Here is a 24,727-nt window from a genome sequence, read left to right on the forward strand (position 1 = left end):
AATTTTTCCGAAACGAATGCGTGTAGCCCGTTTCGCAATATAGGCCCTGCTCCTATATCCTTGCCGGACACACGAATTTCGAATCGCGGCAGGACACACATTTGCTGACCTCACTGAAAACAGCGCTGGTAACCGGTGGCGCCAAGCGCATCGGCAGGGCGATCGTCGAGGATCTGGCCGATCATGGTTTTGCCGTCGCCATTCACGCCGATACCTCGCGCGAGGAAGCCGAGGCGTTGGCCTCCGGCATTCGCTCCCAAGGCGGCAGGGCGGCTGTGGTCGTTGCCGATCTCACACAGACAGCCGCCATCTCGACAGTCGTGGACCAGGCAGTCGCCGCACTCGGGCCGATCGGCCTGCTCGTCAACAATGCCTCGCTGTTCAAGAAGGACAGCCTTGAGGACTTCGACGAAACGATCTGGGACCGGCACTTCGCGCTCCATGTCAAAGCGCCCTCCCTGCTTGCCCACGATTTTGCCGCGCAGTTGCCAGCCGAACATTCCGGTCTGATCGTCAACATCATCGATCAGCGCGTCTGGGCTCCCAATCCGAGATTTTATTCCTATATGTTGTCGAAGTCTGCTCTGCTGACCGCGACGAAGACGATGGCGCAGGCTTTGGCGCCGGCCATTCGCGTCAACGGTATCGGACCCGGCCCAACCCTGCCGAACGAACGGCAGAACAGGCATGACTTCGAAAAACAGGTGGATGCATTGATCTTGAATCAAGGACCGAAGCTCGACGAATTCGGGCGGACGATCCGTTTCCTGTTCGAGACGCCATCCGTCACCGGCCAGATGATCGCGCTTGATGGCGGCCAGCATCTTGCCTGGGAGACGCCTGATATTTTGGAGATTGTGGAATGAACGGGCGCGTGCCCAATGATGGCGGCATTCTCTACGACGAAAATGCTGGCGATGATGACGACCTGGTCGAGGTGCAGGATGCTGCAACGCCGGCACCCATCCTCGACTGGGCGGAAACCAGCGCCGTTCCCGACGGCGTGCGTGGTGCCGACCTGATCCAGGCCTTCGTCAAGCGCCTGCCCAACAGCCCCGGCGTCTACCGTATGTTCAACGAAGCCGGCGACGTGCTCTATGTCGGCAAGGCACGCAACCTGAAAAAGCGCGTGAGCAATTATGCGCAAGGTCGGCTGCATTCCAACCGCCTGACCAAGATGGTGCGGGAAACCGCCAATATGGAATTCGTCACCACGCGCACCGAGATCGAGGCACTGCTTCTCGAAGCCAACCTGATCAAGCGCTTGCGGCCGCGTTTCAACGTGCTTTTGCGCGACGACAAGTCGTTTCCCTATATCCTGGTGACAGGCGACAGCCGGGCGCCAGCGCTCTACAAGCATCGCGGCGCCCGTAGCCGCAAGGGCAGCTATTTCGGCCCCTTCGCCTCGGCCGGCGCCGTCGGGCGCACCATCAACTCGCTGCAGCGCGCCTTTCTCCTGCGCACCTGCACCGACAGCGTCTTTGAAAGCCGGACCCGCCCCTGCCTGCTGCATCAGATCAAGCGTTGCGCCGCCCCCTGCACCCATGAGGTCAGTGACGCCGACTATGCCGAATTGGTATCGGAAGCCAACGACTTCCTCTCCGGCAAGAGCCAGGCGGTGAAGGCGACGATCGCGACGGCCATGAGCGAGGCCTCCGAAAACCTCGATTTCGAGCGAGCCGCTCTTTACCGGGATCGTCTCGCGGCGCTGTCGCATGTGCAGAGCCATCAGGGCATCAACCCCTCCGGCGTCGAGGAAGCCGATGTGTTCGCCATCCATCACGAGGGTGGCGTCTCCTGTATCCAGGTCTTCTTCTTCCGCACCGGCCAGAATTGGGGCAACCGCGCCTATTTCCCGAAGGCAGATCCGACGCTCACTTCGGCGGAAGTGCTCAGCGCATTCCTTGCCCAGTTCTACGACGACAAGCCCTGTCCTCGACAGATCCTGCTCTGCGAAACCGTCGAGGAACAGGACCTGCTTGGCGAGGCGCTCACCGAGAAATCGGGCTACAAGGTCTCGATCCTGGTGCCGCAGCGTGGCGAGAAGAAGGATCTGATCGATCACGCCGTTGCCAATGCGCGTGAGGCGCACGGCCGCAAGCTCGCCGAGACCGCATCCCAGACCCGCCTGCTCGAAGGATTGGCAACGACCTTCAAGCTCGACCGTATCCCGCGCCGGATCGAGATTTACGACAACTCCCATATCATGGGCACCAATGCCGTCGGCGGCATGGTCGTGGCGGGGCCGGAAGGCTTCGTCAAAAGCCAGTACCGCAAGTTCAACATCAAATCGACCGACATCACGCCGGGCGACGACTTCGGCATGATGAAGGAAGTGATGACCCGCCGGTTCTCACGCCTGTTGAAGGAAGAAGGCAAGCCCGACCGCAGCATCGAGCCGACAGAGGACAGCGCCTTCCCTGCTTGGCCCGACGTCATCCTGATCGACGGTGGCCAGGGCCAGATGACCGCCGTTCGAGCGATCCTGAAGGAACTCGACGTCGAGGACTGCGTCACCGCCATAGGCGTCGCCAAGGGCGTTGACCGCGAGGCCGGCCGCGAACGCTTCTTTCCGCCCGGCGGCAGCCGCGACGGCTTCACCCTGCCGCCGCGCGATCCCGTCCTCTATTTCATCCAGCGCATGCGCGACGAGGCCCACCGCTTCGCCATCGGTTCGCACCGGGCGCGGCGCAAGAAGGAAATGGTCAAGAATCCGCTCGACGAGATCGGCGGCATCGGCCCGACGCGCAAGCGCGCCCTGCTCCACCACTTCGGCACGGCCAAGGCCGTCTCACGCGCCGGGATCAACGACCTGCGCGCCGTCGAGGGCATTTCGGAAGCCGTGGCGCGGCTGGTCTACGACCATTTCCATGAGGAAGGCGCGAAATAGCGATCGCGCCGACGCTGGCCCGCGCCACCTGGCTCAGGCCGCGACGCGTCCGAGGCCGGACAGGAGGTGCGTCAGTTCCGCCTGCCGCCGCGTGCCGGTCTTGAAAAAGATCCGCTTCAGGTAGGTGCGTACGGTTTCGATCGATAGGCCAAGTGTAACCGCCACGCTCTCGAGATTGGCTCCGGACGACAGTTCACGGGCGACGCGGGCCTCGCCGGGGGTCAGGTCGAACAGGCCGCTCAGCACCCGCAGATCGGGCGGGCCGGTGAGACCCACCGGCGTGGCTATGACCACGGCAAGCCCCCGTGAGAAGATATCCCGCGCATGGCGGCGCACCGGCAGCAGGTGCAGGATCAGCGCCGGGTGATCCTCGATAGCCGGAAGCGGGATCGACTGAACCTTGGCCGTCTCGGCCGTTCGCAACTGGTCGAGCGCGCTCAGCACCAGTGTGTTGATCGCAGGATTTTCCAGCGACAGCTTGTTTGCCGCGCCGGTGCGGATCCGTGGCGCCAGGCCTTCCATCCCCTCATTCATCACGAGCACCCGATTGTCCTCGCCGACGACCATTGCGGGGAGACCGAGCATTGCCATGGTGGAGCTGATATTTTCTGCCTGGCGGAACGTCAGGCGTGAGGAAATCAAGGCGGCGCGCGCGAGATCGCCCTTCATGCTGTTGAGACGATCGACACGCTCGGTCGAAAACGGCCCGTCGCTTTCCCGCCCGATAAAATCGAAGATCAGCGTATGGCCTGATGGTTCCTGAAACACCGCCCCCATGCTCCAGCCGAGCCCCATCGGTCGCAGAAACGCATTGTAAATCGGGTCATCAACGATCTCCTGCGCGGTCATCACGTCGATATCCCGCGAGAACGCTGATGGAGAAGAGACCAGCGAGCGCTCCGGCCGGACATTCTGGAAGCGCACGTCACTCCGGGAATAGCGCACCATGGCATCGTTGATGTTCGGCGAGCAGATCCATTCTATGCGCTGATCCGTGCCGATCGTCAGCAGGCAGGCCGAATACGCGTTCACCTCTGCCGCCAGACTGGTGCAGACGTCCGACCAAAGCTCCGGTATGACAGCGGCTTCGTAAATGCGATCGATCAGTGTGGACGCTTCGGTCATGCAAATAATCTGAGTTTGAACACTTTTATCAACGTACCATACATAACGAACGTTCCGTCGCACACAACCGGCGAACCCGATCAATTTAACGACAGACGCACGACGGCCGGTTCACCGTGCGTTCAGATGAATTCCGTCACAATCACGGCAGAATGATCAAAGACCGGTTGACGTCGCCGTCACAAAGTCATTCATCTGTAGCCAAGAACTCGCAGAGAAACCGAATCCATGTCCTCCACGCCTGCTGCCTACAATATCCCCAATCTCCTGACCTACGGCCGCATTCTGGCGGTTCCGATGATCGTTCTGTGCTTCTTTCTCGAGGGCAAACTTCAAAGTTCGGATTTTGCCCGGTGGGCGGCACTCGGCATTTTCGTGGTCGCATCGTTGACCGATTTTCTCGACGGCTATCTCGCCCGCATCTGGAATCAGACGTCCAATATCGGCCGGATGCTGGACCCCATCGCCGACAAGCTGCTGATCTCCGTCTGCCTGCTGCTGATGGCGGCAGATACCGAACAGACGATTGCCGGCTGGTCGCTGTGGGCGGCGATCATTATTCTTTGCCGCGAAATTCTCGTTTCCGGCCTGCGCGAATATCTGGCGGCGCTGAAGGTCAGCGTCCCGGTGACGCAAATCGCCAAATGGAAGACGACGGTGCAGATGCTTGCGCTCGGCTTTCTGCTCGCCGGTCCCGCCGGAGACAAGGTCTTGCCCTACACGACGCAGATCGGCATCAGCCTCCTTTGGGTCGCCGCCATCCTGACAATCTACACCGGCTACGACTATTTTCGCGCCGGCCTCAAGCACATGGTCGATTGATGGCCCCGGTCAATCTCGTCTATTTCGCCTGGGTGCGCGAGCGGATCGGCAAGGCGGAGGAGACACTCGACCTGCCGGACAACGTCGTCACGGCCGGCGATCTGCTGTCCCACTTGAAGACGCTGGGCGAGGAATACGCGATGGCGCTCGAACATGAGAATGTCATACGGGTGGCGATCAACCAGGAACATGTGGACCACCGCGAACCGATCGCGGGCGCGCGGGAGATCGCGCTTTTTCCGCCGATGACCGGAGGCTGAGGACGATGACCGGCGTGCCTGTCGTCGTTCGCGTCCAGCGCGATGATTTCGATCTTGCGCGCGAAGTGCGGGCGCTTTCGGCCGGTCGCCACGATATCGGCGCTATCGTCACTTTTTCCGGCCTCTGCCGCGACGAGGCGGGTACGCTGAGCGCGCTCGAGCTCGAGCACTATCCCGGCATGGCGCAAGCCGAAATCACCCGGATCTGCAACGAGGCCGTCAGCCGCTTCGGGCTGCAGGCGGTCGTTGCCATCCATCGCTACGGAACGATCGCGCCGGGCGAAAACATCGTGCTCGTCTGCGCCGCCTCGCCGCATCGGCAGGCCGCCTTTGACGGCGCCAATTTCATCATGGATTTCCTGAAGACCTCGGCTCCGTTCTGGAAGAAGGAACATGCAGCCGACGGCGCATCCCGCGACTGGGTCAGCGCCAAGGATGCCGACGATAGCGCCAAAGAGCGATGGGCGAAGGAATAGGACCGATCGGCAGTCGGTTCGGGCTGAGTCGAAAATGGTGATTTTCCGCGACCCGTAGCGCAGCGTACTTAAGGTACGTGAACACCGGAGGCGCGGAGAAGCGCCATTTGCAGGCCGGCCCGAACCGAATGCCGATCGGTCCTAAGGCTGGAACTGCTCCTTGCGGGTGAGTACCAGCAGCAGAACCAGGAACGAGAAGATCGCAAAATCCCGCCAGAGCATCGGGCCATAGGCACTCCATAGCGTTTCGCCGAGCCCCATGGCGGCAGCCCCGAGTGCTGCCAGCAGGGGCGCCGTCTGTCCGCCGATCGCCGCGATGACCAGCACCTTGACGCCGAAGACGATGCCGGCGCCGAAATCCATCGTGCCGTAATAGGCTGTCGCCAAAATGCCGGCGATGGCCGCGAGCAGCGCCGAGAATGCATAGGCGGCGATGAAGACGCGGCGGCCGTCGACGCCGCATAGGGCCGCAGCCCCTGCATCGTCCGATACCGCCCGCCAGGACCGCCCCCAGGCCGAACGTGCCAGAAACACTTGCCCGCCGATCACCAGCGCGACCATTAGGAGCGTATTGGCAAGCTGGATCAGCGTCAGCGTTACCGGGAATTGCGGATCCGGCCAGAGAATAACCGGCGTATTGAGAAACGGCGGCAGCCACAGGCTGCGGGTCTCGGCCGCCAGCCTCGACAATTCCATCAACACCAAAGCCACGCCGAGCGAGGCGACCACGACTGTATTGGCGGAATTGGTCGCCAATCGGCGCATGACCGAGCGGCCGATCAGCAGGCCGGCCCCGAACGTGTAGGCCAGGGCCATGACCGCTCCCAAGGCCAAGGCCAGCGGCAGGACCAGCCAGAGCCGGTTCCAGGCGAAATCCGAAAACAGCAGGAATATCTGACCGGAAAAGCCGAACAGCGCGCCATAGGTCAGATCGGCCCGCCGCGTCACCGAAAAGGCGATGGAATAGCCGAATGCCAGCAGCGCATAGAGGGCTGCGATCGGCAGGGCGCTGGCAAGCTGCTGAAGAAAATAGGCCATGGAAAATCCGCCTGGTGACAAAATCGTCCTAACTGGTAAAATACGGTTTACCAGTTAGGATTATGGCATGACTTTTTCCTGGACTCCACACCGATTTGCCGGCGGCACGCTCGCTCTCGACGTCGCCAATTCCGTGGTCCTGCGCTTTGATCCGGCGCGCCGGATCGACCGTTATGCCGATCCGGCCGGGCTTGCCGATTTCGCCGCGGCCGCCACGCGATTCTCGGCGGAAAAGATGCTGTTCGGACCGCTGGAACCGGTGGCACCGGAAAATCGCACCGCCTTCCTGCATCTGCGCGAGACCACCGACCGGCATTTTCGTGCCGAAGTGCTCGGCGATCCCTCTTCCCAGTGGCTCGCCGATCTGCTGGATGCCGCTTCATCGATCGTCCGACGTCATCCGCTGAAGGCGGCACCGATGGCGCTCGACGCCGCGACCGCGTGCTCCGCTTTGGCGCTTGTCACGTCGAGAGAGCCGAGACGCCTGAAAATCTGTCCCAATTGCCAATGGCTCTTCCTCGATCGCAGCCGTAACCGCAGCCGCACCTGGTGCGACATGACCGTTTGCGGCAACCGGGTGAAGGCCAGCCGGCACTACCACCGCCAGAAGAAGGAGTTGAGCGCATGACCGCTTTTCGTGTGAAGCGCCTCATGGCAGCCACCCTCATCGCCACCCTGCCCGCGCTTGTTGCCTGCCAGCGCGACACCGGGCCGGATCCGCTCGAACTCACGGGCAAGATGTTCGTCTTCAACTATCGCCTCGCCTACGCCACCTACATGATCACCCTGAAGAAGACGCAGCCCGTTCCGGAAGGGAGCACGGTTGTGGCTACATTCGAGAACCCCTCTGGCGGCGATCCGCTCCGGCTCGATCGCAAGCTGTTTGCCAAGCTGGACAAGGTGGTACTCGAAAGCCCCGACGTCACCTGCGTCAAGAAGCAGACGCCCTATGCCGTCACGATCGAGGTCAAAGGACCGGACGGCGCCCTCCTGCAGACGCTGAAAACGGATGTCGTTTCCAGCCTGGATCAGACCATCCTGCCGGCACAGGCCCTGGTCGTCGGACCGGCCTATGACAAGAACCCCGCCGTCTTCAAAGACGGCAAGGCGCCCGAGCATTTCGAAACGGCGACCTGCCCCGACTGAACAGGAATGGCTTGAGAGTTTCCAAACCGTATCGTGACACGCCATGACGGAAGAAGCCGGAGCGTTTCCGCCCCGGCTTCTTCAAACATTTCAATCTCTTCGGGCCGAAACCCTCACGAATTGATTCAGCCGACGATTTCGGTGTCGGAGAACCAGTACTTGATTTCCTGGGCAGCGGTTTCCGGAGCGTCCGAACCATGAACCGAGTTTTCGCCGATCGACAAAGCGTGGGTCTTGCGGATCGTGCCTTCGTCGGCGTTGGCCGGGTTGGTGGCGCCCATGATTTCGCGGTTCTTCAGGATGGCGTTTTCGCCTTCGAGCACCTGAACGACGGTCGGACCGGAGGTCATGCCTTCAACCAGTTCGCCGAAGAAGGGGCGTTCCTTGTGAACGGCGTAGAAGCCTTCGGCTTCGCGCTTGCTCATCCAGACGCGCTTGGAAGCGATGACGCTGAGGCCGGCGTCTTCGAGCATCTTGGTGATGGCGCCCGTCAGGTTGCGCTTGGTGGCGTCCGGCTTGATCATCGAAAAGGTGCGTTCAATCGCCATTGTCTCAATTCCCTTTGCTTACATAAATCGGGGTTTTTTCCGCGAATTTGGCGGTTCCATAGCCGCCAATGCCGCGCAAAACAAGGGGGAGAGGCGAAGTTTCACGCCGCTGTCACGGAGCGCCCGATCCCGTCATAAAGATCGAGGCAGCGCTCGAACCAGTCGGTCACCGGATCGCCCGCCGCCAGAATCGCCGTCGGCGAGGTGATGCGCGCCCATTGCAGCGGACCAAAGAGGATATAGTCGGAAAACAGCGGCGTCTCGCCGCCGATGAAAGGCTGGCGCTTCAGCGTCGCACGGATCGGCTCCAGCCGGGCGGCAAAGGCTTCCAGCTCCACCTGCGCATTCTTTTCCACGAAGGCCTCCAGTGTCGTGCCCAACCGGGCTTCACGCGATGCGCGGAAATAGGCCTGATCGACCGGCGCGAGGCGATCGTGAATGTCCAGCACCACGACCTTGACCAAGGCGGCGTGCAGTGTGAGTTGCGACCAGCTCTCGATGAACCGCGCCATCGCCTTGCCGCCCGGGCCGCCGAACAATGAGGGGCGATCCGGATAGCTGTCCTCCAGATAGACGGCGATATCGAAACTGTCGTTGATCAGGGTTTCGCCGTCGCGCAGCAATGGCACCATCTTCGTCGCGCCGTTCTCAATCGCCGGAATCTCGGTAAAGGCGACGGGCAGCGTTTCGTAATCCAGCCCCTTGTGGGCCAGCGACAGCGCCGTCTTCCAGACATGCGGAGAAAACGGGCGGCTGCGATCGGCGCCGCACAGCGCATAGAGTTTACGATTCATGTCCTGTCCTTGTCCGGATGTTTTGATGTGGAAGCCATTCAAAGCCAAGGCAGGCGTCACAATCAAATCAGTAAATTTCATGAATGACATCACCCACCGACATGCCTTTTCACACTAGACTGCGGCAAACGGGGGATTTTCCATGCTCGACCATTACCGGATGTTTGCCGATTACAATCGCTGGGCAAACCAGATGATCTACGCAGCCGCCGGCAATCTCGACGATGCGCAGTACCGCGAGAACAAGGGCGCCTTCTTCGGCTCGCTGCATGCGACGCTCAACCACATCCTCTCCGCCGACCGCATCTGGCTGAAACGCTTCAGCGGCACCGGCGAAGCACCCAAGTCGCTCGACACCATTCTCTACGAGACCTTCACCGACCTCTCGTCCGCCCGTGCCGCCGAGGACGAGCGCATCGTCACCTGGATCGGTTCCCTCACCGAGGAAGACCTCGCCGGCCGCTTCACTTACACCCCGATCACCAACCCCACCCCGGTCACCCAACGCCTCGCCCCGCCGCTGGCTCACTTCTTCAACCACCAGACCCATCACAGGGGTCAGTGCCATATGACGCTGACGGCGCTGGGTGGGCCGAGTCTGGGGCTGGATATGAGTTATTTTTTAAGGACTGCGGAGGGAAAAGTCTACGCGGATTGAAACAACCTACGGAAATCGCTTAACTTTCTCTCCGGTTCACCTAACGCAAGGCTGAAGCAAGTCAGATACTTCACCATCCGCTTCGATTTTAAAACACGGAGGACGACGCAGAATGGTTTGGTATCCGATCGAGGCTCTTGAGGCTGGAAAGCTTGCCGTCCTGCATTTCAAAAATCAGGACGAGCAACGCTGGGTCGGATATATTCATGGCGACGGCGTCTGCCATTGGCCGCAAAACGTTTCCGGCCAGAAACCGGATGGCTGGCAGGACCTGTCTTCCCTGTTCGTCGCATTGCCTCCCAGCGCCAAGCAGATCGTTTCGGCAGCTCTCTAAAGTATTGAGCGCCCCGCTCAGGCGGTGGCACCCCTTCCCGGCTTCAGCGCCAGATATTCCCAGACAGCAACGACGAGCAGGATCGCGGTGGCGGCAAGCTGGATGATGTAGTTGGCACTGAACGGCACCAGTGCCGTAAGAGCCACCAGAAGTCCGATGCCGGTCAGATGCGACACGGGAATCTGCCGGGCGACCGTCATCTTCACCCAGATATTGCCGGCCAGAAACAGCACTGGTCCGCCGATCATGGCGATGGCGTATTTCACCGAGCTTTCCTCGCGTGCATGCGACAGGCTGAAATCCTCGCCGACCGCCGTCAGGATAATGCCGGCGATGATCGGTAGATGGCCGTAAGTGAAGAGATTGTGCGCGACGCTTTCCGGCCGCGACGTCGTTTCCGCCTTGTCGGCCGCTTTTTCCTGCCCGTGATGGAAATAGATCCACCACATGACGCCGGTGCTGAGGAACGCGCCGCAGAAGACGGCGAAGGTCGTGCTGGAATTCATGTGTTCGGCGGTGTTCCGCCCCGTCGTCAGGATCGTTTCGCCCAGGCAAATGATGACGAACAGGGCACAGCGCTCGGCCATGTGTTCTCCGGAAATATCGAGCGTTTCCGGCGATGAGCGTCCAAGCCCCGGAACGGCATAGTGGAGCGCGGGCGAGAGGTAGTCGATCACGAGCGCGAGGCTCCAGCAGAGTATCCGGCCTTCCAGTTCCATCATCGCGCCGGCAATCCAGAAGACGGCGGAAGCGAGCGACCACAGTGTGATCCGCCCGAATGTCGTGAAGGCCGCATTATCCACGCCGCGAAACGCGTAGAGCGTGAACAACGACCGTCCGACCTGCATGGTGCAATAGATCAGCGCGAACATCAGCCCGTGTTCGGCAAAGGCTTCCGGCAGCGCCAAAGCGAGCAGCACGCCGCCGAACATCATCCCGAACAACATGAGCCGGACAGGCTCCCTGCCTGTATGAAGCAGATTGGTCATCCAGGTCGTGTTGATCCATACCCACCAGATGGCGAGCACCAGCAGAACCGATTCGAACGCCGCCGCCGAACTGAAATCCTCCGCCAGCGTATGGGAGAGTTGGACGAGCGCGAAAACGAAAACCAGATCAAAGAACAGTTCAGGAAAGCTGGCGCTGGTTTGGTCCGGTTCCTTGGTGCGAATCCAGGACCTAGCCGACACGGGGCCCTCCTCTCGCCCGAGCGTCTTTGCATTTCATGCTGCTGTCTCCGTTCATGCGGTCCGCCTCTGCGACATGCCGGGATATAGGGCACGAGATTGGACCGACAACGCCGCGATGGTCCGCTCTCCAGTCGCGCCACCTTGAAACCACGCTTTGACGGTCTTTTAATCCCAGTATGTTAAGTGCTGTCTCTTGCAACCGATCGCGCTTCAGGCGATTTCGTGGGGAATGCAATGGCGGAAAAATCTCGGAACGACGGCAATCATTCGCAAAATGCCGCGGTCCTGCTCAAGGTCGCGCAGACCATGGCAAAAACCGACGTCGCCGCCTTCCCGCGAAACTACGAACTTTTCTACGAAGCCCTGTCCGGCAACAATCCCAGGCTGACGCGCGATTTCGTCGCGCTCGGCGCGCATCCGGCGCAGAACCAGTTGGAGCAGATCGGCGTCAAGCATCACCTGCCGGGCTTTGCCGCGATCGAGGCGGAGACGATCCGCGCCGAAACGGCTCGCGCCATTTCCACGATCAGCCATTCCTTGAAAGACAGCATTGCCAAGAAGGATGCTTTCGCCGCGATGCTGCGCACGTTCATCGGCCGGCTCGAAAAAGACCCGGTCGCCGGCATGTCGGATTTTGCCGACGATGCCGCGCGCCTGCGCGATGCGGTCGCCGTCTTCGAACGCGAGGAACGGACCTTTGCCGCAGCCATGAACGAGGCGGTGACGCAGCTCGGCGGCATCGACAGCGATATCGAGGCCATGCGCAAGGCATCCACCCGCGATCCCGTCACCGGCCTGCCGAACCGTATCGCCTTTTCGGCCAGGCTCGGCGCGCTCTATGAAGACGACAAGGCGATCGGTCCGGCGGCGCTGGCGCTGGTCACTGTCGAGGGCCTGCGCGACATGGGCGCACGTCACGGCGCCGCCACTGTCGAGAAAGCCTTGAAAAAGCTTGCACCGGAATTCCGCAAGTCCGTCAAGAAGAACGATTTCGTCGCCCGCATCGGCGCCGACGAATTCGCCTTCGTCTTCCATGATGTCTCCGCCGAGAATGCCGAAGCGATCGCCCAGCGCATCAGCGCTTCGGTCGAGGGCGTGCAGGTGTCTTTGCCAAACCGGGCCTTCACCACGCAGACCCTGTCGCTGTCGACCGGTATCGCCATGGCCTTTACCGCATCTGGGGGCACCGACCTGTTCACGCAAGCGGAACTGGCGCTTCGGGCCGTTCGTGGCAGTGGCAAGCCCGGCACGCTGGTGTTTTCCGCCGCGATCGGCGGCCGCACGAAAAAAACCTACTCGCCGCACGCCGCCTGATCTGTTGCGCTGCCGCAAACCCTTGCCTTCTCGGCGGAGTTCGGCCAAAACGCGGCCATGATCACGATCAACAATCTCTCCGCGCGCATTGCCGGCCGCCTGCTCATCGACCAGGCGACGGTTTCGCTTCCCGCCGGCACCAAGGCCGGGCTCGTCGGCAAGAATGGCGCCGGCAAGTCGACGCTGTTTCGCATCATCACAGGCTTGATGGACAGCGAAAGCGGTTCCGTCTCGATCCCAAGGAACTCTCGCATCGGTCAAGTGGCGCAGGAAGCCCCCGGCACCGAGGAGCCGCTGATCGAGATCGTGCTGAAAGCCGACAAGGAGCGTGAGGCGCTGCTGACGGAGGCAGAGCACGCCAGCGATCCGCATCGTATCGCCGAAATCCAGACGCGGCTGACCGATATCCAAGCCCATTCGGCAGAATCGCGCGCGGCCAGCATCCTCGCCGGTCTCGGCTTCGATCACGAGGCACAGAAGCGCCCGGCCTCGTCCTTCTCGGGCGGCTGGCGTATGCGCGTGGCGCTGGCGGCCGTTCTCTTCTCCGAGCCGGACCTGCTGCTGCTCGACGAGCCGACCAACTATCTCGACCTCGAAGGCACGCTCTGGCTGGAAGACTATATCCGCCGCTATCCGCACACGGTCATCATCATCAGCCACGACCGCGACCTCTTGAACACGGCGGTCAACTCGATCATCCATCTCGACCAGCAGAAACTGACCTTCTATCGCGGCTCCTACGACCAGTTCCAGCGCCAGCGCGCCGAGGCGATCGAGCTGCAGCAGAAGGCCAAGATCAAGAACGAAGCAGCGCGAAAACACCTGCAATCCTTCATCGATCGCTTCAAGGCCAAGGCCACCAAGGCTCGCCAGGCGCAGAGCCGCGTCAAGGCACTGGAGCGCATGGGCACGGTCGCAGCCGTGATCGAGGACCACGTCCATCCGATCACCTTCCCCGAGCCGGAAAAGCAGCCGGCCTCGCCGATCATCGCCATACAAGGTGGCGCTGTGGGATACGCGCCTGGTAAACCGATCCTCAAGGGCCTGAACCTGCGCATCGACAATGACGATCGCATCGCCCTTCTCGGGTCGAACGGCAACGGCAAGTCGACCTTCGCCAAGTTTATCTCCGGGCGGCTGGAAGCGCAGGCGGGCGACATCAAGCTGGCGCCGAACCTGAAGATCGGCTTTTTCGCGCAACATCAGATCGATGATCTCCGGCCCGCCGAAAGCGCAGTCGAGCATGTGCGCCCGCTGATGCTGGATGCGCCGGAAGCCAAGGTGCGCTCCCGCGTGGCGCAGATGGGGCTGGCGACCGAGAAGATGGATACACCGGCAAAGGATCTTTCCGGCGGCGAAAAAGCCCGACTGCTGATGGGCCTTGCCGCCTTCGACGCGCCGAACATGCTGATCCTCGACGAGCCGACCAACCATCTGGATATCGACAGCCGCAATGCGTTGATCGAGGCCCTGAACGACTACGAAGGCGCCGTCATCCTGATTTCCCACGACCGCCACCTGATCGAGGCGACGGTGGACCGGCTCTGGCTGGTGCGCGACGGCACCGTGACCAATTATGACGGCGACCTCGAGGATTACCGCAGCATCATCGTTGCCGGCAGCAAGACGAAGGCCGCCAAGACCAAGCCGGTAGACGAGGCAGTCAACAAGGCCGACCAGCGCAAGGCGGCCGCCGAAAAGCGCGCGGCCTTCGCGCCGCTCAAGAAAAAGATCAATGAAATCGAATCCCTGACGGAAAAGCTTCAGAAGCAGATTCGGGCGCTTGATACGGAGCTTGAAAGCCAGGAACTCTACGAAAAATTCCCGGCAAAGGCGACGGCCAAGGTCAAGGAGCGAGCCGAGATCTTCGCCAGGCTCACCAAGGCCGAGGAGCAATGGATGGAGCTTTCCACAGAATATGAAGAGGCGATGGCCGGATAAACCGCTTCTGAAAGCGACTGCTAAAATCTTAAGAAATTCTTTAACGTGCCGTTCAAACGGACGTTTTAGCTTTTCCGGCATGACACACGAAACGCAAAACGTCTTCCGATTCCGGCGCGTGAAATGGGGCAATCCCCGGCACGCGATGAATGCTTTGCGCCTGAAAGAGCCGGTTTACGTCGAGGAAAACGCCGCCTCCGGCAGACTGTTCTGGATTCTCGTCGTGGCTCTGGTGATCAGCGTCTTCGCCAGCATCCTGATCATCGGCAATCAATACGACCTTCTCAACCGAATCTGATTCCGCGCGCCCTACCCTAGTTCGAATGTCGTGATGCCATAGATATTGGAAAGCGGCAGGTCCGGCACGGTACCGCGATACATGCGCGCCGTCTCGAACACCGGCTTCAGATTGTACCGATCGCACAGCGCGCGTGCCGCCGCATTCGGCTCGGGAATATCGAGAAAGACCTGACCGCCGCCAACGCTTGTCACCAGCTTGCGGAAAATGAGGTCGGCCGCAGTTTCGGTATCGGCAAACAGCGGCCCGATCCTGTGACCGTCCCGGCAGGCGCGGATGGTGCCGTAACCGGCGATCACGGCATTGCGGATCAATGCGATGCTCTGGCGCGTCTCCAGGGGCCTCAGCCATTCCCGCAGGAAAGCCTCGCGGCGAACCGGATTGAACGCCGCGTCATAGTCTATCAGCATCGGAATATGGACCGGAGAAACCGAGGTCAGTTCGGTCCCCGGAGGCTCCGAGCACTGGACCTCACCGCCGTAGCGGAAATTGGCATGGGCGTAGACGAAGCCGGACTTGCGGTAGTTGTCTTGCTGGGACACGACGCCGTCGAGCCCGATCGTGCGCGGCCCGGCATCCACGACGGCCGCATGCCAGAGAGCATGTCCGATACCCTGCCCGCGAAAATCCGGATGTGCCATGTAGAAACCAAGAAAGCCGTAGTTCTCTCCATACCGGACCATCGACAGGGCCGCCGCCATCCGGCCGTCCTCCTCCGCGACCCAATAGCCTTCCGGGTCTGCAAGCCAGAACGCCTGTGCATCATCAATCCCCGGATTCCATCCTTCGCGGGCGGCCCATTCGATCATGGTATCGAGATCGGCGCGGGTGGCTTTTCGAATGACGGGGGGCATGAAGGCTCCGGTTTTGAAAAATCGAGACTATCCAAATAGCGCGACTTGACTATTGTCCACCTTCGGCGTTGACGATTGTTCATGCGCCCAATCCGGACATGACGGCAAGGCGCTTGTCCGTCTATCGCTTTCTGCTACAAAGCCCACCATAAAGTCATACAAATCGAGCGAACACCCATGAGCCCCATCAATATCTCGATCGTCGGCGTCGGCAAGATCGTCCGCGACCAGCATCTTCCCTCCATCGCCAAGAATGCGGACTACAAGCTGATTGCCGCAGCCAGCCGTCACGGCGTCGTTGATGGCATCGACAATTTCAAGTCGATCGAGGAGATGCTCGCCGCCGTCCCGGCGATCGACGCCGTTTCGCTCTGCATGCCGCCCCAGTTCCGCTACGCGGCCGCTCGCACCGCGCTCGAAGCGGGCAAGCATGTGTTCCTCGAAAAGCCGCCGGGCGCGACGCTGAGCGAAGTCGCCGACCTGCAGTCGCTGGCCGATTCCAAGGGCCTTTCGCTGTTTGCCAGCTGGCATTCGCGCTACGCGCCGGGCGTCGAGGCCGCAAAGGCCTTCCTCGCTTCCACCAAGATCAACGATGTCAAGGTGATCTGGAAGGAAGACGTGCGCCACTGGCATCCGAACCAGGACTGGATCTGGGCCGCAGGCGGCCTCGGCGTGTTCGATCCGGGCATCAACGCCCTGTCGATCGTCACCCATATCCTGCCGAATCCGCTGTTCATTACCGCGGCAACGCTGGAATTCCCGGAAAATCGTGACGCGCCGATCGCCGCCTCGATCACTTTTACCGATGCCAACAAGCTGCCGGTCTCGGCCGAATTCGACTGGCGCCAGACCGGCCACCAGAGCTGGGATATCGTCGCTGAAACCGATGCCGGCCTGATGGTGATCGCCGAAGGCGGTGCAAAACTGTCGATCGACGGCAAGCTGGTCCACGACGAGCCGGAACAGGAATATCCGGCGCTCTACGCCCGCTTTGCCGAGATCATCAAGGCAAAGACTTCCGACGTCGATCTTGCGCCGCTGCGCCACGTCGCCGACGCCTTCATGCTCGGACGGCGCAAGTTCGTGGATGCGTTTCACGACTGAGGCAAGCCCGACAATGTCGTGACAATCGTGGCGATTTCTGCTAGAAACCGAACGATTGGAGATATTCACAATGCGCAACAGTGTTCGCTCGGAAAAGCTCGACTTGCGATTGACCGCCGAAGCCAAGCGAACCTTGGCCGCGGCGGCGCGTGCCACGCGCCGAAGCGTTAGTGAATTCGTCCTTGAAAGCGCCTTGGCGAAGGCGGAGGAATCATTGCCGGACCGCCAACAGTTCGGCCTCGATGCGGAACGCTGGCAGGCTTTCCTGGCTGCGCTCGATACGCCCCACAAATCCCATCCGCGGCTGAAGCGCATGTTGACGACACCCAGCGTTTTCGAACGGGACGCGGACGGCTAGACGGTGACCCTGCGGATCGAGAAGCTGCGCCGCGACCATGCCGTCGACGCCTTCGATTGCGGACGGGGCGGCCTCAATCGATTCCTCATCCGCTTTGCTTTTCAGGCGCAACTGGCCGGCGGCTCGCAAACCTATCTCGCACTGAATGACGATGCCGTCGTCGGCTACCATACGCTCGTCTTCGGGGATGTAAGCTTCGAGGACGCGCCCGAGCGTTTGACGAAAGGCATGGCGCATCATCCGATTCCGCTGATGATCCTCGCGCGGCTTGCCGTTTCCTCCCAATGGCAGGGAAAAGGCCTCGGCTCCGGCCTCCTCAAGGATGCCATGCTTCGCACAGTGGCTGCGGCCGATATTGCCGGCCTTCGTGCGCTCGCCGTTCACGCGAAGGACGACACCGCACGGTCCTTCTATCGTCATTTCGGCTTCATCGAATCGCCGAGCGATCCGATGCACCTGTTCGTCCTCATAAAGGACGTCCGAGCCCTGCTGTCGGCGCACGGCTGACCTTCAAGCCTTCTTCACCCAGCGCCCGTCCTGGTTCTGCTGCCAGTAGGTCAGCGTGTGCCCCTCGCCCTTCAGCACCTTCCAGTGCGCTCGCGCCGCTTCCAGCTGGCTCTGGTCGTAACCATCGAACATGAAGACGACGCGCTCGTAGCCGGCGACCGGCGGCGGTACCGCGCCGTCGACGAGGAAGCGGACGGTGGCATTGTTGCCATTGCCCTCGCCCGCCGTCAGCAGCACCGGCTGGTCCTCGGCGAATTCCATCGCGTCGGTGCCGTGCGGCAGGAAGCTGTCCTCGCGATAGGTCCACAGATGATTGTCGAGCATGTCGCGGCGCTCCTCGTCCGCCGTCTGGACGACGACCCGCCAGCCGCGCTCGACGCTCTTGTCGAGAAGCGGCGGAAGAGCGTCCTCGAGCTTGGACTCGGTCAGGTGATAGAACAGGATTTCCGTCACGGGACCGATCAACCCTCGTAATTGGCGCGGGTCAGTTCATCCAGCAGACGCACGCCGAAACCCGACGCCCAGGACTGGTTAATCTCGTCCGTCGGCGAGCCCATCGCCGTGCCTGCAATGTCGAGATGCGCCCAGGGCGTATCCTTGACGAAGCGCTTGAGGAACTGCGCGGCGGTGATCGAGCCGGCATAGCGGCCGCCGGTATTCTTCATGTCGGCGAACTTGCTGTCGATCATCTTGTCGTATTCCTTGCCGAGCGGCAGCCGCCACAGGCGCTCCTGCGTTGTCAACCCGGCGGCCGTCAGTTGCCCGGCAAGGCGATCGTCATTGCTGAATAGCCCGGCATGATGGCTGCCGAGCGCGACCATCACGGCACCGGTCAGCGTCGCCAGGTTGACCATGAACTGCGGCTTGAAGCGATCATTGCAATACCAGAGCGCGTCGCACAGAACGAGCCGGCCCTCGGCGTCGGTGTTGATGATCTCGATGGTCTGGCCGGACATGGAGGTGACGATATCGCCGGGGCGCTGAGCGTTGCCATCGGGCATGTTTTCCACAAGTCCGATGATGCCGACAACGTTCGCCTTCGCCTTGCGGCTTGCCAGCACATGCATCAGGCCGGTCACGGCGGCAGCACCGCCCATGTCCCCCTTCATGTCTTCCATGCCGGCGCCGGGCTTGATCGAGATACCGCCCGAATCGAAGACGACGCCTTTGCCGATAAAGGCCACCGGACGATCCTTCGGCTTGCCGCCCTTCCACTGCATGATCGCCAGCCGAGGCGGCCGCACCGAGCCTTGCGCCACGCCGAGCAGAGCGCCCATGCCAAGCTTCTTCATCTCGCGTTCGGTCAGGATCTCGACTTCGACGCCGAGCTGTTCCAGGTCCTTGGCCTTGGCCGCGAATTCGACCGGACCCAGCACATTGGCCGGCTCGTTGACCAGGTTGCGGGCGAGGAAAACCCCTTCGGCAATTGCCTTCGAGTCGACCGCCTCCCTTTTCGCGGCCGCGGCAGCATCGGTGACGATCGTCACCTTGACCGGCTTCGATGGCCCCTTCTGGTCGTCATCGTCTTTCTTCGTCGTCTTGTATGTATCGAAACTATAGGCGTTCATTTCCATGCCGAGCGCGAAATCGGCGGCAGCCTTGCCCGAGACTTCGACGCCGGGCGCGTCGAGAAACACCGTGACCTTGTCGGCGCCGCGGATTTTGGATGCGGCCGCACCTCCGGCCTTCAGCCAATCGTGCGAGGACAGGCCGGCGCCATCGCCAAGGCCTAAAACCAGGATGCGGTCGGCTTCCGATCCATGCGGCGCGACGATATCGAGGGTGCTCAGCGACTTCGCCTTGAACTTGGCGATCCGCGCCGCCTTGGCAATCACAGCTTCCGGATCCACCTCCGCCGCGCCGGCTGCCTCTTTTCCGTCAAGAGTCTTGAGCAGAATCGCCAGACCACCGGACAGGCGTGCTGATTTGCTGAAACCGATTTCGAATTTCAATGACATCAAGAGACTCCAGAATGGCCCCGGCAAAAACGCCGATATGTTACATGGCGGTTACAGTGGCAAACATTCGCCATCAACCGCAAGCCCGGAAACAGGTCCGTGCACCCTTGTTGGTTTTGATGGCCTTGGCAAGACGCGGCCGTATGTTTACATGCTGTTAACCATCATTCTTTGCCGACCTTTAGCCCTGCCCTTTTACAATTTGGTTATCGTGAAAAACTTGCAAACCGGTTCATTCAGCGCGATAGGAACACGCCGTCCGACAGGATTTGCGCGGATCGCCATGGGCTGTGCACGAGACGGAAAGACAGGCCAGGACCAGGCATGAAACTCATCGAGCGTTATATCCTGAAGCGGGCGACAGGCATGTTCCTCGCCACGCTTCTGCCGCTGATGGCCATCGTCTGGACGACGCAGGCTCTGGCGAGCGTCAACCTCGTCACGGACAGCGGCCAGTCGATTCTTGCCTTCCTGCGGCTGGCGACGCTCATCCTGCCGTCGATCATTCCGCTTATTCTGCCCTTCGCCCTGGTGATCGGCGTTGCCCAGACGCTGACCGCGATGAATTCCGATTCGGAACTGACGGTCCTCAATGCGGCCGGCGCATCCCGCATGACGATCATCAAGCCCGTGCTCTATCTCGGCGTGGCGCTCAGCATCCTGTCCTTCACCGTGGACAATTTCGTCGAGCCCTATTCCCGCATGGCGGTGCGCAAGATGATCGCCACCGCGCATGCCGATCTCCTGTCCTCTGTCGTGCAGGAAAACACCTTCCGCAAGGTCGCCGACGGGCTTTATGTCCAGGTCGCATCGCGGCGCAACGGCGGCGTGCTGCACGGCATCTTCGTCGCCGATTCGCGCGACCCGGCCTATGAGCTCGTCTACTACGCCCGCGAAGGCGCGGTGGACGAAAACGGCTCGGCGCTGGTGATGAAGGACGGCGAAGTTCACCGCAAGCTGCCTGATGGCAATGTCTCGATCATCAAGTTCGACAGTTACGCCTTCGACCTCACCGACATGACCAAGTCGGCCGGTGAAGCCACGATCCGTGCGAAGGATCGGGATCTGCCCTTCCTTTTCAATCCCGACCCGAAAGACCCGGTCTACGAGCGCAATCCGATGTCCTTCGAGGCGGAGCTTCATCGCCGGCTGACCGAATGGACCTACCCGCTGCTGTTCGCATTGATAGCCCTCGTCGTCAGCAGTGACGCGCGCTCGCACCGCGAGGCACGCATGCATCCGATGATCACGGCTCTCCTGACCTGTCTCTTCATTCGCTGGATGACATTCTACGCCGCCAACAGCGCCGAGGAATCGCGGGCTTTCATCCCGATCATGTACCTGATCCCGATTTTGACCGGATATTTCTCCATTCGCCAACTGGTGGGCAACAAGCGGCTGGAAATCCCGCTGACATGGGAGCAGAAGGTCAAAGAGATCCTGGTCCGCCTGCGCCTGACCAAGCCCGCTTCCGCATCCGACGGGAACCCGGCCCCATGATCTTCACGACGCTCGGACGCTATTTTTTCAAGCGCTATGCAATCACGACCTTCTGGTTTCTCGCGGGCATCTTCGCGCTGATCTTCATCATCGATTTCAGCGAACTTTCCAACCGGATGTCGCAGCTGCCGCACTATTCGGTCAGCGGTGCCTTGGTGATGACGACATTCCGCATTCCCATGATCCTGCAGCAGACCGTGCCCTTCGTCGCGCTGTTTTCCGGCATGGCGTCACTGATCTCGCTGAACCGCCGTTACGAACTGGTCGTGACCCGCGCCGCCGGCATTTCGGCCTGGCAATTCCTGCAGCCCTTCGTCGTCGGCGCGTTCCTCTTCGGGGTACTCGCTGTCGCGGCGCTCAATCCCCTCGCCGCATGGGGCACCAAGCAGGCCGAAGCGCTTGAGGCATCCTGGGGGAGCTCGTCTTCCGCGACAACGGCAATTTCCATTCCATGGCTGCGCCAGATCTACGGAAACGACGATACGATCATCGGCGCGCGGTCCGTCCAGGACGAGGGTCGGACGTTGGTCAACGTGACCGTGATCCATTTCGATCCGCTTGGCACGATCGTTTCGAGACAGGATGCCGCGACGGCAAAACTCGAAGATGGTTACTGGCTGCTTAACGGCGTGACGGAAACGCGCAACGGGCAACTGCCACAGCGTCTCGAAACGGCACGGCTGCCGACGCATCTGAAGCCGGAATTCGTGCAGGAAACATTGTCAAAGGCTGATTCCATTCAGTTTTTCGACCTGCGCCGGAAGATCGAAGTGGCAAAATCCTTCGGCTTTCCAACCAATGGAATGGAAACCCAATTCCACTCCATGCTTTCGCTTCCACTGCTTCTGGTCGCAATGACCCTGATCGCTGCAAGCGTGTCTTTGAAATTTAGCCGGTTTAACCAATCGCGGCCGGTAATTCTCGGTGGAATCCTGTCAGGCTTCGTGCTTTATGTCGTCACCGTGCTTGTAAAAGCATTCGGGAGCAGCGGCATTGTGCCTCCGTTCGTTGCAGCCTGGTTGCCAGTTGTTGTAGCGATGGCGCTGGGCTCGACGATTCTATTGCATGAGGAGGATGGCTAGTGGCGGCAGGCAACCGCAAATATATCAGGCTGCTGACGGCCATTCTGCTTTCAGGCGTTGCGTATCAGACGTTTACTCCGCTCACGTCCGCATGGGCGCAGGATACCAGTATCGAGTCGTTCAATCCGAAGCTCCCCGAAGACGCCAAGATGCTTCTGTCGGCCAATGAGCTCGTCTACAACAAGGACGCGGAGCGCGTGATCGTGCGCGGCGCGGTCCAGATCAATTATGGCGGCTATCAGATGGTCGCCCAGCAGGTCGAATACAGCCAGAAGACTGGGCGCATCATCGCGACCGGCGAAATCGAGCTGATCGAACCCGGCGGCAACCGCGTCTACGCCGACCAGATGGACGTGACGGACAATTTCGCCAACGGTTTCATCGAGACCATGCGGCTTGAAACGACGGACCTGACCAAGCTGGCAGCCGTCACCGCCGAGCGGCGCAACGGCGAGGAGATGATTCTCAACCAGGCCGTCTACACCGCCTGCACGCCCTGCGCCACCAATCCGGATCACCGTTCGCTGTGGCACGTCAAGGCGCAACGCATCGTCCAGAACGGCAGGACTCATACGGTTCGCATGGAGAACGCCAAGTTCGAGCTGTTCGGCAAGCCGATCCTCTATCTGCCCGTCCTCGAAGTTCCCGACCAGACGGTGAAGCGCAAGAGCGGCTTCCTGTTCCCGAAATTTCGATACGCGCAGAAGCTCGGCGCCGGCGTCAGCATCCCCTACTATTGGGCGATTTCGCCCTACATGGACGCGACCGTCACCGCCACGGGCCTGACGCGGCAGGGCTTCCTGCTCGAGGGCGAGTTCCGCCAGCGTTTCGAAAACGGCGAACATGTGCTGAGCATGGCCGGCATCAGCCAGATGAACCGTGACGGATTCACAAGCGGTACCGTCGATGCCGAGGAAACGGTTCGCGGCATGGTGGCTTCGCGCGCCAAGTTCGAGATCAATCCGCGCTGGACATTCGGCTGGGATGTTCTCGTGCAGAGCGACAACAACTTCGCCAAGACCTATGAACTGTCGACCTTCGACGGCACGACGCTGACAAACCAGGTTTACCTGACCGGTCTCGGCAAGCGGAATTATTTCGACGCCCGCGCCTTCTACTTCGACATCCAGGATGCCGACCCGGGCAGCCTGGCCGAAAACAAGCAGCCGGTCGCCCAGGTTCTCGATTATTCCTACACGCATCCGGAGCCGGTGCTCGGTGGCGAACTGACCGCGAACATCAACCTGACCAACGTCAACCGTAACCGTGAAGACGAGTTCCGCATTAGCGTGCCGGGTCCCGACGTCTTCCGCTATCGCGGCCTGGAAGGCACCTATCACCGTCTGAGCGCGGACCTTGAATGGAAGCGCAATTTCATCGTTCCGGGCGGCTTGTCGCTCACGCCGATCTTCGCCGCACGCGGCGATGCGATCGGCACGTCCATGAACGATCCCAACAACTATACCGGCAACTACTACGACGACGATGCCGCGACCCGTACCATGCTGACGGCAGGGATCGACGCACGCTATCCGATCCTGCTGACAACTGAATATAGCAGCCATATTCTCGAACCGATCGCACAGGTCTTTACCCGTCCGGACGAGGACTATGCGGGGGCGCTACCGAACGAAGACGCACAGAGCTTCGTGTTCGACGCGACAAACCTGTTCGATCGTGACAAGTTCTCGGGCTACGATCGCATCGAGGGCGGCACGCGGGCCAATCTGGGCTTCCGTTATACCGGCGCGCTCGGCAACGGTTATTCGCTGCGCGCCGTTGCGGGCCAGTCCTTCCATCTTGGCGGATTGAATTCTTTCGCGACGGACGACTTGGTCAAGGCCGGTGCAAATTCCGGTCTGGAAACCGATCGTTCCGATTATGTGGCGATGGTTGGCATCGACGCACCGTCGGGCCTGACTGCCAGCCTAAGCGGCCGCCTCGATGAAAGCAATTTCGACCTGCGCCGTGCCGATGCAACGGTTGGCTACCAGGGGATCTTCTGGCAGACGGCCGTCACCTATACCAGCATTCAGGCGCAGCCGCTCTACGGCTCGACCAGCGACCAGGACGAAGTGCAGACGGCAGCGGCCTACAAATTCGCCGACTACTGGTCGGTGTTCGGGTCGATTACCTACGACCTGAACAGCAATGTCGTCACCCGCAACGGCATCGGCATCACCTATGACGATCGGGACACGATTTTCTCGCTTGTCTACAAGGAAGAGCGCGACACCGATCAGTCTATCGCGAATGACTGGTCGATCGGCGCACGCATCAGCTTCCGTACACTCGGCGATATCGATGTCGGCGATACGGAGTTCGACGGGCTGAACTGATCTATCCGCATCGGAAAACCGGTGCCGCCGGCGTCCGTTTCGTCAAAAAGCGGTTCTTTGCGGCGGTCGGCGGGTCTTGTCATTGTTCGGCCGCATGTATTATGCATCCTGCACGGAGATGTGCTGGTTTATTGTGCTTGGCATGAAGACCATGGCCTGCGGACCACTGCGTTCGCGGCGAATGAAAAGGG

The 24,727-nt window shown here is 60.9% G+C and carries 27 protein-coding genes; 19 read left to right on the top strand and 8 right to left on the bottom strand.

What is annotated here, in order from left to right:
• Nucleotides 1-101: 101 nt before the first annotated feature.
• Nucleotides 102-866, top strand: coding sequence for an SDR family oxidoreductase (locus ACST81_RS16480; protein WP_438749236.1), 765 nt, complete (start codon nucleotides 102-104; stop codon nucleotides 864-866).
• Nucleotides 863-2,890, top strand: a complete 2,028-nt coding sequence (gene uvrC / locus ACST81_RS16485; protein WP_438749237.1) for an excinuclease ABC subunit UvrC — start codon at nucleotides 863-865, stop codon at nucleotides 2,888-2,890. Before ACST81_RS16480 ends, uvrC begins: the two co-directional genes overlap by 4 nt.
• Before the next feature lie 33 nt (nucleotides 2,891-2,923).
• Here uvrC and ACST81_RS16490 read toward each other — a convergent pair whose 3' ends face one another.
• On the bottom strand, nucleotides 2,924-4,015 hold the full coding sequence (locus ACST81_RS16490; RefSeq protein WP_438749238.1) for a helix-turn-helix transcriptional regulator: 1,092 nt from the start codon (nucleotides 4,013-4,015) through the stop codon (nucleotides 2,924-2,926).
• A 228-nt stretch (nucleotides 4,016-4,243) separates the two neighbouring features.
• Here ACST81_RS16490 and pgsA point away from each other — a divergent pair, with 228 nt between their 5' ends.
• The 3 genes from pgsA to ACST81_RS16505 are packed head-to-tail and all read left to right on the top strand — an operon-like array spanning nucleotide 4,244 to nucleotide 5,573.
• Nucleotides 4,244-4,837, top strand: a complete 594-nt coding sequence (gene pgsA, locus ACST81_RS16495; protein WP_438749239.1) for a CDP-diacylglycerol--glycerol-3-phosphate 3-phosphatidyltransferase — start codon at nucleotides 4,244-4,246, stop codon at nucleotides 4,835-4,837.
• Complete coding sequence (moaD, locus tag ACST81_RS16500; RefSeq protein WP_438749240.1) at nucleotides 4,837-5,097, top strand: molybdopterin converting factor subunit 1; 261 nt, start codon at nucleotides 4,837-4,839, stop codon at nucleotides 5,095-5,097. The genes pgsA and moaD overlap by 1 nt, the downstream gene beginning before the upstream one ends.
• Before the next feature lie 5 nt (nucleotides 5,098-5,102).
• The gene (locus tag ACST81_RS16505; RefSeq protein ID WP_438749241.1) at nucleotides 5,103-5,573 is read left to right on the top strand and encodes a molybdenum cofactor biosynthesis protein MoaE; all 471 of its coding nucleotides are present in this window, start codon (nucleotides 5,103-5,105) and stop codon (nucleotides 5,571-5,573) included.
• Between the two features lie 141 nt (nucleotides 5,574-5,714).
• On the opposite strand, the gene ACST81_RS16510 is transcribed toward ACST81_RS16505, so the two are convergent.
• Nucleotides 5,715-6,611, bottom strand: coding sequence for a branched-chain amino acid ABC transporter permease (locus tag ACST81_RS16510; protein WP_438749242.1), 897 nt, complete (start codon nucleotides 6,609-6,611; stop codon nucleotides 5,715-5,717).
• A 67-nt stretch (nucleotides 6,612-6,678) separates the two neighbouring features.
• On the opposite strand from ACST81_RS16510, the gene ACST81_RS16515 reads away from it, so the two are divergent.
• Together ACST81_RS16515 and ACST81_RS16520 are read left to right on the top strand one after the other, a co-directional pair.
• Nucleotides 6,679-7,239 carry a CGNR zinc finger domain-containing protein gene (locus ACST81_RS16515; RefSeq protein ID WP_438749243.1) on the top strand — a complete coding sequence of 187 codons (561 nt, stop codon included), beginning with the start codon at nucleotides 6,679-6,681 and terminating at the stop codon, nucleotides 7,237-7,239.
• 23 nt (nucleotides 7,240-7,262) lie between these two features.
• Nucleotides 7,263-7,757, top strand: coding sequence for a hypothetical protein (locus ACST81_RS16520; protein WP_438753616.1), 495 nt, complete (start codon nucleotides 7,263-7,265; stop codon nucleotides 7,755-7,757).
• A 125-nt stretch (nucleotides 7,758-7,882) separates the two neighbouring features.
• On the opposite strand, the gene ndk is transcribed toward ACST81_RS16520, so the two are convergent.
• Both ndk and ACST81_RS16530 read right to left on the bottom strand, forming a co-directional pair.
• A complete protein-coding gene (gene ndk, locus ACST81_RS16525; RefSeq protein WP_438749244.1) occupies nucleotides 7,883-8,305 on the bottom strand; it encodes a nucleoside-diphosphate kinase in 423 nt (140 codons plus the stop codon).
• 101 nt (nucleotides 8,306-8,406) lie between these two features.
• Nucleotides 8,407-9,099 carry a glutathione S-transferase family protein gene (locus tag ACST81_RS16530; protein WP_438749245.1) on the bottom strand — a complete coding sequence of 231 codons (693 nt, stop codon included), beginning with the start codon at nucleotides 9,097-9,099 and terminating at the stop codon, nucleotides 8,407-8,409.
• Between the two features lie 142 nt (nucleotides 9,100-9,241).
• Here ACST81_RS16530 and ACST81_RS16535 point away from each other — a divergent pair, with 142 nt between their 5' ends.
• The gene (locus ACST81_RS16535) at nucleotides 9,242-9,757 is read left to right on the top strand and encodes a DinB family protein (protein WP_438749246.1); all 516 of its coding nucleotides are present in this window, start codon (nucleotides 9,242-9,244) and stop codon (nucleotides 9,755-9,757) included.
• A 112-nt stretch (nucleotides 9,758-9,869) separates the two neighbouring features.
• Nucleotides 9,870-10,091: a hypothetical protein gene (locus ACST81_RS16540; RefSeq protein ID WP_438749247.1), complete on the top strand. Its 222-nt coding sequence runs from the start codon at nucleotides 9,870-9,872 to the stop codon at nucleotides 10,089-10,091.
• Between the two features lie 17 nt (nucleotides 10,092-10,108).
• Here ACST81_RS16540 and ACST81_RS16545 read toward each other — a convergent pair whose 3' ends face one another.
• Nucleotides 10,109-11,281, bottom strand: a complete 1,173-nt coding sequence (locus ACST81_RS16545; protein WP_438749248.1) for a low temperature requirement protein A — start codon at nucleotides 11,279-11,281, stop codon at nucleotides 10,109-10,111.
• A gap of 234 nt (nucleotides 11,282-11,515) precedes the next feature.
• Between ACST81_RS16545 and ACST81_RS16550 the strand changes: the two genes are divergently transcribed.
• The 3 genes from ACST81_RS16550 to ACST81_RS16560 all read left to right on the top strand — a co-directional run bounded on the left by ACST81_RS16550 (nucleotide 11,516) and on the right by ACST81_RS16560 (nucleotide 14,834).
• Complete coding sequence (locus ACST81_RS16550) at nucleotides 11,516-12,595, top strand: GGDEF domain-containing protein (protein WP_438749249.1); 1,080 nt, start codon at nucleotides 11,516-11,518, stop codon at nucleotides 12,593-12,595.
• A gap of 57 nt (nucleotides 12,596-12,652) precedes the next feature.
• Nucleotides 12,653-14,536, top strand: coding sequence for an ABC-F family ATP-binding cassette domain-containing protein (locus tag ACST81_RS16555; protein ID WP_438749250.1), 1,884 nt, complete (start codon nucleotides 12,653-12,655; stop codon nucleotides 14,534-14,536).
• 79 nt (nucleotides 14,537-14,615) lie between these two features.
• Entirely contained in the window at nucleotides 14,616-14,834 is a 219-nt protein-coding gene (locus ACST81_RS16560) for a hypothetical protein (RefSeq protein WP_438749251.1), read from the top strand.
• A gap of 11 nt (nucleotides 14,835-14,845) precedes the next feature.
• On the opposite strand, the gene ACST81_RS16565 is transcribed toward ACST81_RS16560, so the two are convergent.
• On the bottom strand, nucleotides 14,846-15,688 hold the full coding sequence (locus tag ACST81_RS16565; RefSeq protein WP_438749252.1) for a GNAT family N-acetyltransferase: 843 nt from the start codon (nucleotides 15,686-15,688) through the stop codon (nucleotides 14,846-14,848).
• Nucleotides 15,689-15,865: 177 nt separating this feature from the next.
• Between ACST81_RS16565 and ACST81_RS16570 the strand changes: the two genes are divergently transcribed.
• The 3 genes from ACST81_RS16570 to ACST81_RS16580 all read left to right on the top strand — a co-directional run bounded on the left by ACST81_RS16570 (nucleotide 15,866) and on the right by ACST81_RS16580 (nucleotide 17,657).
• A complete protein-coding gene (locus ACST81_RS16570) occupies nucleotides 15,866-16,792 on the top strand; it encodes a Gfo/Idh/MocA family protein (protein WP_438749253.1) in 927 nt (308 codons plus the stop codon).
• Nucleotides 16,793-16,862: 70 nt separating this feature from the next.
• Nucleotides 16,863-17,150, top strand: coding sequence for a DUF1778 domain-containing protein (locus ACST81_RS16575; RefSeq protein ID WP_438749254.1), 288 nt, complete (start codon nucleotides 16,863-16,865; stop codon nucleotides 17,148-17,150).
• A gap of 3 nt (nucleotides 17,151-17,153) precedes the next feature.
• A complete protein-coding gene (locus ACST81_RS16580) occupies nucleotides 17,154-17,657 on the top strand; it encodes a GNAT family N-acetyltransferase (protein WP_438749255.1) in 504 nt (167 codons plus the stop codon).
• A 3-nt stretch (nucleotides 17,658-17,660) separates the two neighbouring features.
• Here ACST81_RS16580 and ACST81_RS16585 read toward each other — a convergent pair whose 3' ends face one another.
• Together ACST81_RS16585 and ACST81_RS16590 are read right to left on the bottom strand one after the other, a co-directional pair.
• Nucleotides 17,661-18,110, bottom strand: a complete 450-nt coding sequence (locus ACST81_RS16585; protein ID WP_438749256.1) for a DNA polymerase III subunit chi — start codon at nucleotides 18,108-18,110, stop codon at nucleotides 17,661-17,663.
• An 8-nt stretch (nucleotides 18,111-18,118) separates the two neighbouring features.
• Nucleotides 18,119-19,615: a leucyl aminopeptidase gene (locus tag ACST81_RS16590; RefSeq protein WP_438749257.1), complete on the bottom strand. Its 1,497-nt coding sequence runs from the start codon at nucleotides 19,613-19,615 to the stop codon at nucleotides 18,119-18,121.
• Here ACST81_RS16590 and ACST81_RS16595 point away from each other — a divergent pair.
• Genes ACST81_RS16595 through ACST81_RS16610 form a run of 4 tightly spaced genes read left to right on the top strand, consistent with a single transcriptional unit; the run spans nucleotide 19,584 to nucleotide 24,536 of the window.
• Nucleotides 19,584-19,943, top strand: coding sequence for a hypothetical protein (locus tag ACST81_RS16595; protein WP_438749258.1), 360 nt, complete (start codon nucleotides 19,584-19,586; stop codon nucleotides 19,941-19,943). The two genes, ACST81_RS16590 and ACST81_RS16595, sit on opposite strands and share 32 nt — an antisense overlap.
• Nucleotides 19,940-21,115 (top strand): LPS export ABC transporter permease LptF, encoded by a 1,176-nt coding sequence (gene lptF, locus ACST81_RS16600; protein WP_438749259.1) that lies wholly within the window; start codon nucleotides 19,940-19,942, stop codon nucleotides 21,113-21,115. The genes ACST81_RS16595 and lptF overlap by 4 nt, the downstream gene beginning before the upstream one ends.
• A complete protein-coding gene (lptG, locus tag ACST81_RS16605; RefSeq protein WP_438749260.1) occupies nucleotides 21,112-22,197 on the top strand; it encodes an LPS export ABC transporter permease LptG in 1,086 nt (361 codons plus the stop codon). Before lptF ends, lptG begins: the two co-directional genes overlap by 4 nt.
• Entirely contained in the window at nucleotides 22,197-24,536 is a 2,340-nt protein-coding gene (locus ACST81_RS16610) for an LPS-assembly protein LptD (RefSeq protein WP_438749261.1), read from the top strand. The genes lptG and ACST81_RS16610 overlap by 1 nt, the downstream gene beginning before the upstream one ends.
• Nucleotides 24,537-24,727: the final 191 nt, after the last annotated feature.

Source organism: Pararhizobium sp. O133 (genome assembly GCF_051669845.1).
GTDB lineage: Bacteria > Pseudomonadota > Alphaproteobacteria > Rhizobiales > Rhizobiaceae > Pararhizobium.

Bases quoted from the DNA above. Each gene is read 5' to 3' on its own strand.
- ndk (WP_438749244.1), bottom strand. From the start codon at position 8,305: ATGGCGATTGAACGCACCTTTTCGATGATCAAGCCGGACGCCACCAAG.
- uvrC (WP_438749237.1), top strand. From the start codon at position 863: ATGAACGGGCGCGTGCCCAATGATGGCGGCATTCTCTACGACGAAAAT.
- ACST81_RS16540 (WP_438749247.1), top strand. From the start codon at position 9,870: ATGGTTTGGTATCCGATCGAGGCTCTTGAGGCTGGAAAGCTTGCCGTC.
- ACST81_RS16565 (WP_438749252.1), bottom strand. From the start codon at position 15,688: ATGCCCCCCGTCATTCGAAAAGCCACCCGCGCCGATCTCGATACCATG.
- ACST81_RS16590 (WP_438749257.1), bottom strand. From the start codon at position 19,615: ATGTCATTGAAATTCGAAATCGGTTTCAGCAAATCAGCACGCCTGTCC.
- ACST81_RS16530 (WP_438749245.1), bottom strand. From the start codon at position 9,099: ATGAATCGTAAACTCTATGCGCTGTGCGGCGCCGATCGCAGCCGCCCG.
- pgsA (WP_438749239.1), top strand. From the start codon at position 4,244: ATGTCCTCCACGCCTGCTGCCTACAATATCCCCAATCTCCTGACCTAC.
- ACST81_RS16520 (WP_438753616.1), top strand. From the start codon at position 7,263: ATGGCAGCCACCCTCATCGCCACCCTGCCCGCGCTTGTTGCCTGCCAG.
- moaD (WP_438749240.1), top strand. From the start codon at position 4,837: ATGGCCCCGGTCAATCTCGTCTATTTCGCCTGGGTGCGCGAGCGGATC.
- ACST81_RS16555 (WP_438749250.1), top strand. From the start codon at position 12,653: ATGATCACGATCAACAATCTCTCCGCGCGCATTGCCGGCCGCCTGCTC.
- ACST81_RS16535 (WP_438749246.1), top strand. From the start codon at position 9,242: ATGCTCGACCATTACCGGATGTTTGCCGATTACAATCGCTGGGCAAAC.
- ACST81_RS16505 (WP_438749241.1), top strand. From the start codon at position 5,103: ATGACCGGCGTGCCTGTCGTCGTTCGCGTCCAGCGCGATGATTTCGAT.
- ACST81_RS16515 (WP_438749243.1), top strand. From the start codon at position 6,679: ATGACTTTTTCCTGGACTCCACACCGATTTGCCGGCGGCACGCTCGCT.
- ACST81_RS16570 (WP_438749253.1), top strand. From the start codon at position 15,866: ATGAGCCCCATCAATATCTCGATCGTCGGCGTCGGCAAGATCGTCCGC.
- ACST81_RS16550 (WP_438749249.1), top strand. From the start codon at position 11,516: ATGGCGGAAAAATCTCGGAACGACGGCAATCATTCGCAAAATGCCGCG.
- ACST81_RS16560 (WP_438749251.1), top strand. From the start codon at position 14,616: ATGACACACGAAACGCAAAACGTCTTCCGATTCCGGCGCGTGAAATGG.
- ACST81_RS16510 (WP_438749242.1), bottom strand. From the start codon at position 6,611: ATGGCCTATTTTCTTCAGCAGCTTGCCAGCGCCCTGCCGATCGCAGCC.
- lptG (WP_438749260.1), top strand. From the start codon at position 21,112: ATGATCTTCACGACGCTCGGACGCTATTTTTTCAAGCGCTATGCAATC.
- ACST81_RS16575 (WP_438749254.1), top strand. From the start codon at position 16,863: ATGCGCAACAGTGTTCGCTCGGAAAAGCTCGACTTGCGATTGACCGCC.
- ACST81_RS16490 (WP_438749238.1), bottom strand. From the start codon at position 4,015: ATGACCGAAGCGTCCACACTGATCGATCGCATTTACGAAGCCGCTGTC.
- lptF (WP_438749259.1), top strand. From the start codon at position 19,940: ATGAAACTCATCGAGCGTTATATCCTGAAGCGGGCGACAGGCATGTTC.